Origin of the sequence: Janthinobacterium sp. 78 (genome assembly GCF_003096775.1) — a bacterium.
GTDB classification, from domain to species: Bacteria; Pseudomonadota; Gammaproteobacteria; order Burkholderiales; family Burkholderiaceae_D; genus Janthinobacterium; species Janthinobacterium tructae.
In genome coordinates this window covers 2881939-2896198 of the sequence record NZ_QENT01000001.1, presented here as the reverse complement: position 1 = coordinate 2896198, position 14260 = coordinate 2881939, and the positions used below count along the sequence as shown (strand labels likewise).

Sequence of the window (14260 nt, the reverse complement as noted above, 5' to 3'; positions counted from 1 at the left end):
GTAAATCATGCATCAATATTTATCATGATGATCAATGAATAAAAAACCATTACAGTGCTGTCACCTGTTCGCCGCCAGGCTCCCGCATAATGACATTGCGTTAATGCAAGCCTGACACCGAACCATCCACTTTTTGAATGGAGTACGCCATGTCCCTCTCGCCCGCCCTCTACGCCACCTGGTCCCCACGCTTGCTGGGTCTGCTGCGCATCATCCTCGGTTTCCTCTTCCTGCAGCACGGCACGGCAAAACTGTTCGGCGCGCCGCATGTGGCCATGTTCGATGGCTTGCAACTGTTGTCCGTGATGGGCGCGGCCGGCGTCATCGAGCTGGTCGGCGGCAGCTTGCTGCTGGTGGGCCTGTTCACGCGCCCCGTCGCCTTCATCCTGTCGGGCCAGATGGCGGCCGCCTATTTCATGGCGCACGCGCCAAACGGTTTCCTGCCGATCCTGAACGGCGGCGAAATGGCCGTGATGTACTGCTTCACCTTCCTGTACTTCGCCGCTGCGGGCGCCGGCGCCTACAGCCTGGATGGCTTGCGCGGCAAGGCGGGCGCATAAAAAAAGGGCGGACATCGCTGTCCGCCCTTTCATTCCATACAACAAGCCATTTATACGGCCGAAACATCCAGCTCGGCACCCGTGGCCGCCTGCACTTGCTCCTTGGTCACGCCCGGCGCCAGTTCCACCAGCTTCAAGCCGTTTTCCGTCACGTCGATGACGCCCAGGTCGCTGATGATGACGTCCACCACGCCCACGCCCGTCAGCGGCAAGTCGCACTGTTTCAGCAATTTATGCGACGTCGTGCCATCCTTGGCCGTGGCCACGTGCTCCATCAGCACGACGACGCGCTTGACGCCGGCGACGAGGTCCATCGCGCCGCCCATGCCCTTGACCATCTTGCCTGGAATCATCCAGTTCGCCAGGTCGCCCTTTTCCGACACTTGCATGGCGCCCAGGATGGCCAAGTTGATCTTGCCACCGCGGATCATGCCAAACGAGTCAGCCGAGCTAAAGTAGGCGGCGCCGGGCAAGGCCGTCACCGTCTGCTTGCCGGCGTTGATCAGGTCGGCATCGACTTCCGCGTCGGTGGGGAACGGGCCGATGCCCAGCAAGCCGTTTTCCGACTGCAAAAACACTTCCATATTGTCCGGCACATAGTTCGCCACCAGGGTCGGCAAGCCAATGCCCAGGTTCACATAAAAGCCATCCTGCAATTCCTTTGCCGCGCGCGCGGCCATTTCGTCACGTGTCCAAGCCATGATCATCTCCCAATCTTGTATTTAGTCGGCGCGCACGGTGCGCTGCTCGATGCGTTTTTCCGGGTTCGCGTTGACCACGATGCGGTGCACGAAGATGCTCGGCGTATGCACCTGATCCGGATCGATTTCGCCCACTTCGACCAGTTTTTCCACTTCGACGATGGTGATCTTGCCGGCCATGGCCACGTTCGGGTTGAAATTGCGCGCCGTCTTGCGGTAAACCAAATTGCCGGCGCGGTCGGCCATGTAGGCTTTCACCAACGATACGTCAGCTACGAGGCTGCGTTCCATCACGTATTGTTCGCCATCGAATTCGCGCAGTTCCTTGCCGTCGGCAACGATGGTGCCCACGCCCGTCTTGGTGAAGAAGGCGGGAATGCCGGCGCCACCGGCGCGCAGTTTCTCTGCCAAGGTGCCTTGCGGCGTGAATTCCAGTTCCAGTTCGCCGGCCAGGTACTGGCGCGCGAATTCCTTGTTTTCGCCCACGTAGGAGGCGATCATTTTCTTGATCTGCCGCGTGGTGAGCAACTGGCCCAGGCCGAAGCCGTCCACGCCGGCGTTGTTGGAAATGGCCGTCAGGCCCGTCACGCCCGAATCGCGCAAGGCGCCGATCAGGGCTTCGGGAATGCCGCACAGGCCGAAGCCACCGACGGCGATGGTCTGGCCATCTTGGACGATACCGGCCAGCGCCGAGGCGGCGTCAGGATAAACTTTATTCATGGGTGTCCCTCTATCTTTTGTTAAGCTTTGGTCTTGAGTCCATGACTCAGGCAGCGACTCAGCATAAAATACGCGAGTGGAAAGTACAATACCGTAGAACTACCGGCGCCGTGCCAGCAATCCCCCTGTGAGAGTGATACGTATCAGATGAACGCCGCGTCAGCCATCGATTATGAAAGCATCTTCCTGCACGCGCCCGTGGGCATGTGCATGTCGGAAAACCGCATCATGCGCAGCTGCAACGAGGCGCTGGCATCCATGTTCGGCTATGCGCGCGCCCAGCTCGACGACCAGTCCTTCGAAGTACTCTACCCCACGCACGACGAATTCCTGCGCACGGGTGACCGCATCATCCCCATCATGAACACCAAGGGCCGCTATTCGGACGAGCGCATCATGCGCCGCAGTAATGGTGAATTGTTCTGGTGCCATGTGACGGGCCACGCCATGCTGCCGGGCCAGCCACTGGGCGCGGGCATCTGGACGTTCGAGGATGTCAGCGAGAAACGTCCCGTGACGGCCCAGTTGACCCCGCGCGAGCGTGAAATCGCCGCGCTGCTGGTGGAAGGCAAGACCAGCAAGGTCATCGCCCGCCAGATCGACCTCAGCCCCCGCACGGTGGAAATGCACCGCGCCAAGCTGATGCGCAAATTCGCCGCCGCGACCTCATCCGAGCTGGTGCACAAGCTGGTGGGACTGCAGCTGCAGCGCTAGGGGCCGCAACTGCCGGTTTCAGCGCGGGGATTAAAACGTGCTCATGCCACCGTCTGCGGAAATGATCGCGCCGTTGATAAAGTGCGAATCCTCGCCCGCCAGCAACAGCAGCAGCCCGTCCAGATCTTCCGGCTTGCCCGGACGCTTGTTCGGCAGCATCTCGATCAGCTTCTTGCCCTGCTCGGTGGCAAAATAATCTTCATTGATCTCGGTGGAAATGTAGCCGGGGCAGATGGCGTTGGTGTTGATGCCATACTTGCCCCACTCCACGGCCATGGCGCGCGTCATGTGCACCATGCCGGCCTTGCTCATGCAATACACGCCGATCTGCGGCAGCACTTGCAAGCCCGCCATCGAGGCGATATTGATGATGCGGTGCTGTTTCTTCGGGTCGCCCTTGGCGCGCGCGATCATGCGCTTGGCCGTTTGCTGGGCCACGAAGAACGAGCCGCGCAGGTTGGTGTCCATCACGAACGAGTAATCTTCGGGCGTGACGTCGACCAGGCGTTGCGTGGTGGAGACACCGGAATTGTTGACGAGAATATCGATGGGCCCCGCTTCCGTTTCCGCATGCGCGATGGCCGACTTGATGCTGGCGAAGTCGGTCACGTCGAGCGACACCACGTGCGCGGCGCCGCCATCGGCTTCGATTTCGGCGCGCAATTCCTTCAGGCGTTCGGTGCGGCGCGACGCCAGCACGACCTGCGCGCCCGCCTGGGCCAGCACTTTCGCAAAGCGCGCGCCGAGGCCGCTCGATGCGCCGGTAATCAGGGCAATCTTGCCCTCGAAATTGACTTCTATGCCCACGAGCTACTCCTGTTTTGTTTTAGATAACACTTTACACCGTGCCACTGGCACAGGGGCAAAATACCCTGCGTCACACTTGAGCAAAGGTAAACGCCATCATTACACAAAATGGCCGGATTTAGATTGCGGCGAGGGGCAATGTCACGCAAAATGGCGCCAAAGTTGCAATCCTCGCCAAAAACAAGCACACTCGTGCTTAAATTTATTCGAAGATTCCTCACCCACCCATTTAGTGACTAACAATCGAGACCATGACACAGCCTAATAACTTAGTTGAACAGTACGGACCGCGCGAGACCATGGAGTATGACGTGGTGATCGTCGGCGGTGGCCCCGCAGGCTTGGCGGCGGCCATCCGCCTGAAGCAGCTGGCCGCTGAAAAGAGCCAGGAAGTGTCCGTCTGCGTGCTGGAAAAAGGCGGCGAACTGGGCGCGCATATCCTGTCCGGCGCCATCATGGACCCGAAAGCGTTGACCGAACTGATACCGAACTGGAAAGAACTGGGCGCGCCCCTGAACACGGCAGTGACGGAAGACCGCATCCTGTTCCTGACGGAAACCAAAGCGTACAAAACGCCGAACTTCGCCGTGCCGGCCTGCTTTGAAAACCATGGCAACTACATCGTCTCGCTGGGCAATGTGGTGCGCTGGATGGGCCAGCAGGCGGAAAACCTGGGTGTGGAAATCTTCCCCGGCTTCCCTGCCGCGGAAATCCTCTACAACGACGACGGCTCCGTGAAAGGCGTGGCGACCGGCAATATGGGCGTCAAGCGCGATGGCGAACCGGGTCCCGACTTCCAGCTGGGCATGGAATTGCACGCCAAGTACACCCTGTTCGCCGAAGGCGCGCGCGGCCACCTGGGCAAGCAATTGATGGCCAAGTACGACTTGAACGCCGGCAAGGATCCGCAATCGTACGGCATCGGCATCAAGGAATTGTGGGAAATCGACCCTGCCCTGCACCAGCCAGGCCTGGTGATCCACTCGACGGGCTGGCCCCTGGACGCGAAGACCTATGGCGGCTCCTTCCTGTACCACCTGGAAAACAACCAGGTGATGGTCGGCTATGTGGTGGGACTGAACTACGAAAACCCGTACCTGTCTCCCTACGAGGAATTCCAGCGCTATAAAACGCATCCGGAAATCCGCAAGTTCTTCGAAGGCGGCAAGCGCATCTCGTACGGCGCGCGCGCGATCACGGCCGGCGGCCTGCAGTCGCTGCCAAAGCTCGTGTTCGCCGGCGGCGCGCTGATCGGCTGCGATGCAGGTTTCCTGAACATGAGCCGCATCAAGGGCAGCCACGCCGCCATCAAGAGCGGCATGCTGGCGGCCGAAGCGGCGTTTGGCGCGCTGGGCGAACAGCGCCAGCACGACGAACTGGCCAGCTATCCGATTGCGTTTGAACAATCCTGGCTGCATGAAGAGCTGCACGTGGCGCGCAACGTCAAGCCTTGGCTGTCGAAAGGCCTGTACCTGGGCAGCGTGATGACGGCCGTCGACCAGCTCCTCTTCCGTGGCAAGGCGCCATGGACCCTGCACCATACGCATGGCGACCACGAATGCCTGAAACCGGCGGCCCAGTCGAAAAAGATCGTGTATCCGAAACCCGATGGCAAGCTGACGTTCGACAAGATGTCGTCCGTCTTCATCTCGAACACCAACCACGCGGAAGACCAGCCGATCCACCTGACGTTGAAGAACGCCAGCGTGCCCGTCGACGTCAACCTGGCCATGTATGCGGGTCCGGAAGCGCGCTACTGTCCCGCCGGCGTGTACGAGTTCGTGAAGAATGACGACGGCGCCGAACGCCTGCAGATCAATGCGCAGAACTGCGTGCACTGCAAGACCTGCGACATCAAGGACCCGACGCAAAACATCGTGTGGGTGACGCCGGAAGGCGGCGGCGGACCGAATTATCCGAATATGTAAGCTACTGATTCCTGGCAAGCAGCGAGGTAGAATGGCGTGGACGTCGCAAGATGTCCACGCCATTTTTTTCAAACTGAACTTTCTGAAGAAGATGTTTCTACAAAGCACTGCCAACCGTTACAATCGAAGGTGGCATACACTCTCCCCTCCTCTCATGCACGCTACCGATCCCGCAACATCGCCGCCGAGCGACGTTCAACAGCCGAGTCAACAGGAAATCGATCACATCGTTCGCCTGTATGAAAGCGGTGAGCAACTCCAGATGGAGGAGGCGACACGCGCCATGGTGGACGCCTGCCCCATGTCGGCGCTGGCCTGGAGCGTGCTGGGCATGGCCTTGCGGCTGCAGGGCAAGGACGCCTTGCCGGCCCTGCAGAAGACGGTGGAACTGGCACCCGACGACGCCGAAGCCCATCTTCACCTGGGCAATGCCCATATGGATGGCGGCCATCCCGACCTGGCCATGCCATATTTCATGCGCGCCCTGGAACTGGCGCCAGCCTTTGCCGAGGCGCTCAGCCGCCTGGGCGACGTGCTGCAAGCGCAAGGGCATCTGAAGGAAGCCGCGGAATGCTATGGCGGCGCGCTGGACATCGATCCCGCGCTGGCCATGGCGCATCGTGGCAAGGGCGATGTCTTGGTGGCGCAGCAACAATTTCAGTTGGCGCAGTCGAGCTATCGCCAGGCGCTGACACTGGAACCGGGCGCAGCCGACATTCATCGCAAGCTGGGCGACGTGCACGTCGCCCTGAACCGGCCGGATGCGGCACTGCAAAGCTATGCGGCAGCGCTGGAAATGGATCCTGAAAACGCCATGGCGCATGGCGGCATGGGCAATGTACTGTTCCGGCTGGATCGCAATGCGCAGGCGGCGGCCAGCTATCGCAACGCCACGGCGTTGCCGACGGCAAACGCGGCACACTACCATGGCCTGGGACGCAGCTTGCATGCGCTCGGCGCAACGGCCGAGGCCGAAAGCGCGTACCGGCAATCGATCGCGCTCGACGCCTCGCTCGCCGCACCCATGCTGCATTACGCCGACCTGTTGCGTGAAACCCGGCGCAAGGAGCCGGCCATCGCCATCTACCAGGCGGCGCTACTGTTGGAACCCAATAATATCGACGCCCTCAACAACCTCGGCATGGCCCTGCAGGAAGACGGCCAACTGGAGGCGGCGCTGGCGTCCTTCCGGCAAGTGGCCCTGCTGGCACCGGACAATCCTGTCACCCACAGCAATATCGCCGCCGCCCTGAACGATATGGGACAGCGCGAAGCCGCGCTGGAAAGCTGCCGGCGCGCCGTGAAGCTGGGGCCAAAATCGACCGCCGCGCATGTCAACCTGGGCACTTGCCTGATGGAGATGGGCCGCCTGAGCGAAGCCGTCAACAGTTTTGAAACCGTGGTCAAACTCGATCCGCATCACCGCAGGGCGTATGTCAATATCAGTGACGCATTGAGCCGCCTGGGCCGTATCGACCAAGCCATCGTGCATTGCCGCAAAGCACTGAAGATCAACCCGGACTGGGATGAATTGCACAGCAACCTGCTGTTCTACCTGACGCATAGCCAGGACATCGACGCGGCCACCCTGTTTGCCGAACACCTGAAGTATGCCGAGCATTTCGAGGCGCCGTTGCGCGCCTCCTGGCCGCAGCATACCAATGTACGTGATCCCGAGCGCACGCTGCGCATCGGTTTTGTTTCAGCCGACCTGCACAACCACCCGGTGGCAAATTTCATCACGCCCATCCTCGAATGCTTGAGTCAATCCCGGCAAGTGGAAATCGTGGCCTACGCCAACAGCTTTCACGACGACCATGTCAGCCGGCACCTGCACGGCCTGTTCGCGGTCTGGCGCCAGGTTGAAAAACTGAGCCATGCGGAGCTGGCGCAACTGGTCACCAGTGACGCGATCGACATCCTGATCGACCTGTCGGGCCATACCGGCTTCAATCGCCTGCCCACTTTTGCGCGCAAGCCGGCACCGCTGCAGCTCAGCTGGATCGGTTACCCAGGCACCACAGGCTTGCAGGCGATGGATTATTTTCTGACGGATCGCTATTTTTCACCGCCCGGTGAGCTTGACAACCAGTTCACCGAGAAGTTGGTGCGCTTGCCTGCTACCGCGCCTTTTCTGCCATCTCCCGAAGCGCCTGCGATCAGCCCGGCACCGGCGATCGAAAATGGCTACATCACTTTTGGCAGCTTCAATCGGGCTGGCAAACTGAGCCGTGGTGTTATCGCCCGTTGGGCCGCATTGTTGCGCATGGTGCCAGAGGCAAAAATGCTGCTCGCGGCTATGCCCAACAAGCAGGCCAGCGACAGGCTGCGTTCGTGGTTTGCCCGCGAGGGCATCGACGCGGACCGGCTGACGTTTCATGGCTACACCAATATGCACGATTACCTGGCATTGCACAGCCAGGTCGACCTCTGCCTCGACACCTACCCGTACACCAGCAGCACCACCTGCTTTCACGCCTTGTGGATGGGTGTGCCCACATTGACCATGGTGGGTTCCACCTTGCCAGGCTACGCCAGTGCCGCCATCCTGTCGGATGCGGGATTGCAGGATTTCATCGCCCACGGAGAAGAAGAGTTCCTCGCCAAAGGAGTGGCGCACGCCAGCGATCCCGGCCGGCTTGCCGGCATTCGCCTGGAAATGCGCGAACGGATGCGCAACGCGGCCAGCGGGCGGCCCGACAAGATTACCCAGGGGCTGGAAGTCGCCCTGCGTCATATGTGGCAACGTTGGTGTGCCAGCGATCAGCCAATTTCGTTCGAGGCAAGCGCCATGGAAGAGCTTGTCAAACCGGCCGACGAGCAAGCTTGAATGAGCCCCCATTATGGACTTGCTGTTTTTACCAGACCAGGTAACGCAATATCACCGAAAGGCGCGGCCCTCTTCAATGACGGCTTTTCAGCATGGCGGGGCCTGGCACGGTGTAACCACTCACGCATCATATCGTGTACAGCACCTTTTTTACAGATAAGCTAAAGCACAGGCTTGCACGGCTGAACACATCGCAAATGGCTTCAACCTGCGGTGCCCGTCAGTTCAACCTGTTTATCAAAAACCAGAAGCCTGCCAGTACAGCGTCTGCTTTAAGCATGATAGCTTTCTGAGTAATCGTTACCAATACAGCCTCCTACTATTTCCCATGCCAGCGACCTATATAGCAACAGTGCGAATCTCTCCGAAAACACGACAAGCAGCAAACAAGCAGTACAAAGCCATCAAAGCTGAAGTGGCGCACTGCCGTAGTGCGCTGGCAACGCGACCGGATGACGCAAACATCTATTTCAACATGGCGAATCTACTGAGGGAAATCGACCAGTTCGATGAAGCAGAAGAAGCTTACCTGCGCGCCATTGAATTGAATCCATTGTCAGCATTGATGTTATTTCGCTACGGTGAGCTTTTGCGAGATACCAAGCGCAGTGCTCAAGCGACTGCCATATACCAGGCCGCAGTATTGCTTGAACCAGATAATGAGAGCATTCATATCAGCCTGGGGATGTTGCTTCAAGCGAATGGGCAGATGGACGAGGCATTGGCGGCTTACCAGAAAATACTGGAGCTTAATCCCCTTAGCGCAGTTGCTTACAACAACATCGGCTCAGTACAGCAAGCACAGGGGCAAACAGAGGCTGCCTTGGAAAACTTCAGAAAAGCAGTGAAAATCGAACCACGTGCGGTCGATGCACATTGCAATATTGGTACTTGCCTGGTAAATTTGGGGCGCTACGAAGAGTCATTAGAGAGTAACTTCCACACCATAGCGCTCAATCCAAACGACTCTCAGGCTCATATCAATATCGGCGCGGTCCTGAACATTCTGGGACGGACCAATGAAGCGATACAACATTGTCGTTTGGCATTGCAAATAAATCCAGGCTGGGAGTATGTACACAGCAATTTATTGTTCTCTTTGAGTCATAGCGGGTCGTTGAGCGCGAAGCAGTTATATTCCGAGCATCGACGTTTCGGCAGACAGTTTGAAACCTCTTTGCGGGCCGATTGGCCAGAGCATGTCAATGATCGTGACCCATTACGGCGATTGCGTGTCGGCTTCGTTTCGGCAGATTTGAACGACCATGCGGTAGCCAGTTTTATTACACCAGTAATGGAACACCTACAACACGCACAAGGCATTGAAATGCTGGTCTATTACAACAGCAAACGGAACGACGAAGTTTCCAGGTACTTGCGCACACTGGTGACTACATGGCACCAAATTTACCATTTATCGCATGCGGAACTGGCACAGCAAATCGTCGACGACAAAATAGATATATTAATCGACCTGTCTGGGCACACAGGTCAGAATCGTTTGCTGACCTTCGCCCGCAAGCCGGCCCCCTTGCAACTGAGTTGGATCGGTTATCCAGGAACAACTGGCCTGGAAGCCATGGATTACTATCTGACGGACCGCTTTGCATCACCGCCAGGGTTGCTTGACGATCAATTCACTGAAAAGTTATTACGCTTGCCTGCGTGCGCCCCCTTCCTGCCGTCGCCCATGGCGCCGCCCGTCAGTCCAATGCCTGCCGTCAACCATGGACATATCACGTTTGGCAGTTTCAACAGGGCCAACAAACTTAGTCGCGAAGTCATTGCACTCTGGTCTACTTTGCTGCGCGCAGTTCCAGATGCCAAAATGCTAATTGCAGGCATGTCAAGCGAGCATGTCGTTAACAAGCTGCGCGACTGGTTTGCAAGTGAAGGCATAGGAGCAGAAAGGCTGAGCTTTTTTACGCGCAGCGACATCGGCGACTACTTGGCGATGCATCGACTTGTAGATGTCTGCCTGGATACTTTCCCCTACCCAGGCGGCACTACTACCTGTCATGCCTTATGGATGGGAGTGCCAACCCTTACCATGACGGGCGCGACCTTAGCCAGTCGGATCGGCGCGACAATACTTGAATACGCCGACCTGACCGACTTCATTGCGGTTGATGCCGAAGATTTCTTGCAAAAAGGGAAGTCAATATCAAAGGATATCGCGCGCCTCATTACATTGCGGGGCACCCTGCGCACGCGCATGAAAAATTCTCCCATAGGCCAGCCAGCACTGATTGCCGCTGGCGTGGATGATGCCCTGCGCACGATCTGGCAACACTGGTGCGCAAACTTACCACGCGTATCATTTGAAGCAAATCCACAGCAAAGCTCGCTCATGGAGCGCGCCATCAGTCTCAAGGCGTTACATGATGTCAATAGCGATGCAGCGCTCGTTCTTGCAATTGAACATCACCAAGCAGGACGTCTTGTCGAAGCCGAAACGCTGTATCTTGCCATTATCCATAGCCACTCAGAGCATGCAATCGCGAACCACAATATGGGCCTGCTGGCCGGACAACTGGGCTTTCACAACGATGCCTTGCCGTATCTGCGTACTGCGTTGACTGCCAGGCCGGATGAAAACCAGTTTTACCTTTCATATGCGCAGGCACTGATGCAAACAGATCAGGTCCAAGCGGCAATAAGTGTTCTCTGCGATGCCATCGAACGAGGCCAGGACAACGCTGACTTGCGGGCTTTGCTGGCGCGCGCCCGCGCCAGCAAAGACTCCACGAGCAGCATGCCTACGCAAAAAGAAACTGATTATATTTTTGAACTATATGATGCTGGCCGCCATACGGAGATCGAACATGCCGCTCAGGCGCTGGTCGAGCAATACCCGGAGTCCAGTATTGCCTGGAGCATTCTGGGTACATCGCTGCAAGTACTAGGCAAAGATGCGCTGCCCTCGCTGCAACGCACTGTGCAACTGGCACCACAAGATGCCCAAGCACAATTCAACCTGGGTAATGCCTGGTTCGGAATCAGTAATTACGACAGTGCCATCCAGTGCTATCTGCGCGCACTCGACCTTGAACCAGCTTTTGCTGAGGCATATATCAACATGGGTAGCGCCCAGCACGCCACGGGAAAGACCGTAGAGGCGGTCCATAGTTTTCGCAGTGCTCTGCTTGTCGAACCGTCCAATGCCCTAGCACATGCAAACCTTGGCAACACGCTGGCCATGATGGGCGAGTCAGAAGGTGCACTGGAAAGTTATCGCAATGCCCTTGCGTTGGTGCCTGATGACGCGCAGTTACACCACGACGTGGGAGATATCCTGCAAACGCTGGGTCGGCATGCAGAAGCCACTGTCAGTTACAGGCAAGCCTCAATATACGCTGGCACAGCAGATGTACAGACATGATTTCGGCGTGCTGGAAGTCCCTTCGAGGACGCAACCGTCAGCAGTCACTGATGACGCGTATTTTTCCTCATCAGATGGAAATTTCAAAAAAAAGCACTTATTTTAAAAAATTTCTTCAAAGAATTTAATTTTCTCGAAGCAACGGTCGTCTTGTACTAGGGAGAGCGCAAAAATGCTGCTCCGCACCGTAACCAAACAACTGGAGTATCTTTCATGCTGAGCCTTCACACCAACGCAGCGGCCCTGTCCGCCCAATCTTCGATCTCGAAAACCCAACAATCCCTGTCGACTTCGATGACGCGCCTGAGCACAGGCTACCGCATCAATTCGGCAATGGATGATGCTGCCGGCCTGCAAATTGCAACCCGCCTGAAAGCACAAACCAGCGGTATGGCCATGGCCATGCGCAACACGCAAAACGCCACCTCGATGATCCAGACCGCCGACGGCGCGCTGGGCGAAACCGTCAACATCCTGGTCCGCATGAAAGACTTGGCCACGCAAGCGGCTGACGGTTCGGCTACGGGCGACGACAAGATTGCAATGCAAGCCGAGTTCGACACTTTGACCGCTGAGCTGAGCAACATCGTAGGCAATACGTCTTTCGGTGGTGCAAAATTAATGACTGCCAAAGCATCCGCTTCCCAGATCAGCCAAGCATCCGCCAGTTCCAATTCGGCGGCCGTAATTTCAGCAACAGATATTACTGATCTTGGCACTGCACAAACCAACTATAACACTGCATTGGGTCTGTCCAACGCGGCACCAACCAATGCAACACTGGCCGCTGACACCAACGCCAAAGCCAACTTGCTGGCAGCAGCAGATGTGAAATCGAAGGCATCGACGGCCGCTGCGGCAGCCGCGCTGAATTACTCAAACGCAGCAAGCCTTTCTTCCGTTGATGGAAAATTCGCAAAAGCACTGAACTTCCAAATTGGTGCGTCGACCACGGAAACCATGGGGCTGGACTTGACCGGCCAGCTGACCGGAATGCACGCTGCCCTGACCAATGCAACGAAAGAATACAATTCGTTCGGTGCAGCAATCGCTGGCGGTGGCGCTGAGTTGACGACCGCAGGCTCGGCATCGGCGACAATCGACAAACTGCAAGCAGCCATCGACGCCGTAGGCACGACCCGTTCGGCACTGGGCGCCGCTGGCAACCGTCTGGACCACGTTGCCACCAACCTGGCCAACGTCAGCACCAACACCGCCGGCGCAACGGGCCGCATCATGGATACCGACTTCGCGACCGAAAGCTCGAACATGACCGCTTCGCAAATGCTGCTGCAAGCTGGTACCGCCATGCTGAAACAAAGCAACAGCATGTCCTCGATGGTCATGTCCCTGCTGCAATAATAGTAAGCGCGTCCTGACCTGGCTCAGGTCAGGCCGACCAGAGCCAACTGCGCAAGCAGTTGGCTTTTTTTTATTCATCCCATGCGGGAGGAGCAGCAATGGCGATAGAGCGTGTGTCCGCAGGCAATCCCCTGCCCCTGATTACCCAGCGCTTCGACGTCAGCCCTGCTACGCCGATGACACCGGGCGTGGTGCAGCCGCTGGTGCCCATCGGGCCCTACATGGCACCCGCGCCCGACGCCGGCACCCTGCCCGCCCAGTTGGCGCAAAAAGGCCAGGATAGCCTGGCATCCCTGATCAAACCGAATGCCGATGGTACGGGCGGCGCCATGCCGCGCGACAGCAGCGCCATGCAGGTCAATCAACTGTTCTTCACGCGCCAGCTGGTCTGGCAGCCGCCCGACGCGGCGCAGCTGGCCGCCTCGTGGCGCGTGATGGTCAAGACGTATGGCGAGCAATACGCCGCCCTGCAGGAACAGGCGCGCGGCCAGCATGTGCCGGGCAACCTGTTCATGGCCGAGCAGCAACCGGCCCTGCTGCGCGAAGGTGCCCGTCCACCGTTGACGGTCGACAGCGAAGCGTGGCGCTTTGCCGTGTATGGCTGGGGCGGCCAGCGCCTGCTGCTGCGCGTACTGGCCAGCGACGAAGACGAAGAGGCAACGCCGAGGCGGCGCGGCAAGGTGGCGCTGCGCGTCGAACTGCTGATTGCCGGCATCGGCCGGGTGGTAATCCAGATGGAACCGTCCGGCGACGGCGTGCTGCTGGAACTGGCGGCCGACGAGGAAGCCGCGCTGCGCCACTTGCGCCTGGCCCTGCCCGAGATTGCCGCCGCCGTGCGGCGCGCGGGCTTGCGCGTGCTGCGCTGCCGCCTGAACCGCCAGTTGCACGCGCAGCGCGTGCATGGCAATTACCCGATGCAGGCGGGCGCCGCCTCGCTGTCGCTGTCCCTGTTCCGCGCCATGGCCGAAGTGGCGCTGCTGCTGACGCAGCCGGAAGCGGAAGTGGCGGCCGATCCCGAAGCGCCTGCGGCACACGCCGCCGAAGCCGAAGAGGAGCCCATCATCGTCTCGAAGGAAGTGGCGGCGCCGCTCGGTTACGACTATGGCGATGAGGAAGAAACGGCGCAAGGCCGCACCGTGCTGCTGCTGGCCGACGGCCAGGAGCACGAGCTGCTGCCGCCCATCGACGAGCAGGATTGATGCGGCAAGATTGATACAACAGAATTGATACAGCATAAAAAAACGGCGCCCGCAGCG

Annotated in this window: 10 protein-coding genes and 1 pseudogene; 8 read left to right on the top strand and 3 right to left on the bottom strand. The window is 58.5% G+C overall.

Features of this window, described 5'->3' with window-relative positions; translation table 11 throughout:
* The first annotated feature begins 149 nt into the window (after window positions 1–149).
* Window positions 150–560 carry a DoxX family protein gene (locus C8C92_RS12955; RefSeq protein WP_099764159.1) on the top strand — a complete coding sequence of 137 codons (411 nt, stop codon included), beginning with the start codon at window positions 150–152 and terminating at the stop codon, window positions 558–560.
* A 50-nt stretch (window positions 561–610) separates the two neighbouring features.
* On the opposite strand, the gene C8C92_RS12950 is transcribed toward C8C92_RS12955, so the two are convergent.
* Together C8C92_RS12950 and C8C92_RS12945 are read right to left on the bottom strand one after the other, a co-directional pair.
* Complete coding sequence (locus tag C8C92_RS12950; RefSeq protein WP_071077802.1) at window positions 611–1261, bottom strand: CoA transferase subunit B; 651 nt, start codon at window positions 1259–1261, stop codon at window positions 611–613.
* A gap of 21 nt (window positions 1262–1282) precedes the next feature.
* On the bottom strand, window positions 1283–1981 hold the full coding sequence (locus C8C92_RS12945; protein ID WP_116744142.1) for a CoA transferase subunit A: 699 nt from the start codon (window positions 1979–1981) through the stop codon (window positions 1283–1285).
* A gap of 147 nt (window positions 1982–2128) precedes the next feature.
* Between C8C92_RS12945 and C8C92_RS12940 the strand changes: the two genes are divergently transcribed.
* The gene (locus tag C8C92_RS12940) at window positions 2129–2695 is read left to right on the top strand and encodes a LuxR C-terminal-related transcriptional regulator (protein WP_099759549.1); all 567 of its coding nucleotides are present in this window, start codon (window positions 2129–2131) and stop codon (window positions 2693–2695) included.
* Window positions 2696–2725: 30 nt separating this feature from the next.
* On the opposite strand, the gene C8C92_RS12935 is transcribed toward C8C92_RS12940, so the two are convergent.
* Window positions 2726–3502 (bottom strand): SDR family oxidoreductase, encoded by a 777-nt coding sequence (locus C8C92_RS12935; RefSeq protein ID WP_034752351.1) that lies wholly within the window; start codon window positions 3500–3502, stop codon window positions 2726–2728.
* A gap of 251 nt (window positions 3503–3753) precedes the next feature.
* Between C8C92_RS12935 and C8C92_RS12930 the strand changes: the two genes are divergently transcribed.
* The 6 genes and pseudogenes from C8C92_RS12930 (at window position 3754) to C8C92_RS12910 (ending at window position 14203) form a co-directional block, all read left to right on the top strand.
* Window positions 3754–5430, top strand: a complete 1677-nt coding sequence (locus C8C92_RS12930) for an electron transfer flavoprotein-ubiquinone oxidoreductase (RefSeq protein ID WP_207780998.1) — start codon at window positions 3754–3756, stop codon at window positions 5428–5430.
* A 262-nt stretch (window positions 5431–5692) separates the two neighbouring features.
* The gene (locus tag C8C92_RS12925; RefSeq protein ID WP_165829417.1) at window positions 5693–8260 is read left to right on the top strand and encodes a tetratricopeptide repeat protein; all 2568 of its coding nucleotides are present in this window, start codon (window positions 5693–5695) and stop codon (window positions 8258–8260) included.
* Between the two features lie 328 nt (window positions 8261–8588).
* Complete coding sequence (locus C8C92_RS12920) at window positions 8589–11642, top strand: tetratricopeptide repeat protein (protein WP_116744139.1); 3054 nt, start codon at window positions 8589–8591, stop codon at window positions 11640–11642.
* A gap of 213 nt (window positions 11643–11855) precedes the next feature.
* Window positions 11856–12287, top strand: a pseudogene (locus tag C8C92_RS27750) (Lateral flagellin); the annotation flags it as partial.
* A complete protein-coding gene (locus C8C92_RS28050) occupies window positions 12264–13004 on the top strand; it encodes a flagellin (RefSeq protein WP_347708481.1) in 741 nt (246 codons plus the stop codon). The pseudogene C8C92_RS27750 and the gene C8C92_RS28050, both read left to right, overlap by 24 nt.
* Window positions 13005–13102: 98 nt before the next feature.
* Window positions 13103–14203 (top strand): hypothetical protein, encoded by a 1101-nt coding sequence (locus C8C92_RS12910; protein WP_180287769.1) that lies wholly within the window; start codon window positions 13103–13105, stop codon window positions 14201–14203.
* Window positions 14204–14260 lie beyond the last annotated feature (57 nt).

Coding starts and splice junctions, on each gene's coding strand:
- C8C92_RS12925 (WP_165829417.1), top strand. CDS start 5,693: ATGGAGGAGGCGACACGCGCCATGGTGGACGCCTGCCCCATGTCGGCG.
- C8C92_RS12920 (WP_116744139.1), top strand. CDS start 8,589: ATGCCAGCGACCTATATAGCAACAGTGCGAATCTCTCCGAAAACACGA.
- C8C92_RS12910 (WP_180287769.1), top strand. CDS start 13,103: ATGGCGATAGAGCGTGTGTCCGCAGGCAATCCCCTGCCCCTGATTACC.
- C8C92_RS12955 (WP_099764159.1), top strand. CDS start 150: ATGTCCCTCTCGCCCGCCCTCTACGCCACCTGGTCCCCACGCTTGCTG.
- C8C92_RS12950 (WP_071077802.1), bottom strand. CDS start 1,261: ATGGCTTGGACACGTGACGAAATGGCCGCGCGCGCGGCAAAGGAATTG.
- C8C92_RS28050 (WP_347708481.1), top strand. CDS start 12,264: ATGACTGCCAAAGCATCCGCTTCCCAGATCAGCCAAGCATCCGCCAGT.
- C8C92_RS12945 (WP_116744142.1), bottom strand. CDS start 1,981: ATGAATAAAGTTTATCCTGACGCCGCCTCGGCGCTGGCCGGTATCGTC.
- C8C92_RS12940 (WP_099759549.1), top strand. CDS start 2,129: ATGAACGCCGCGTCAGCCATCGATTATGAAAGCATCTTCCTGCACGCG.
- C8C92_RS12930 (WP_207780998.1), top strand. CDS start 3,754: ATGACACAGCCTAATAACTTAGTTGAACAGTACGGACCGCGCGAGACC.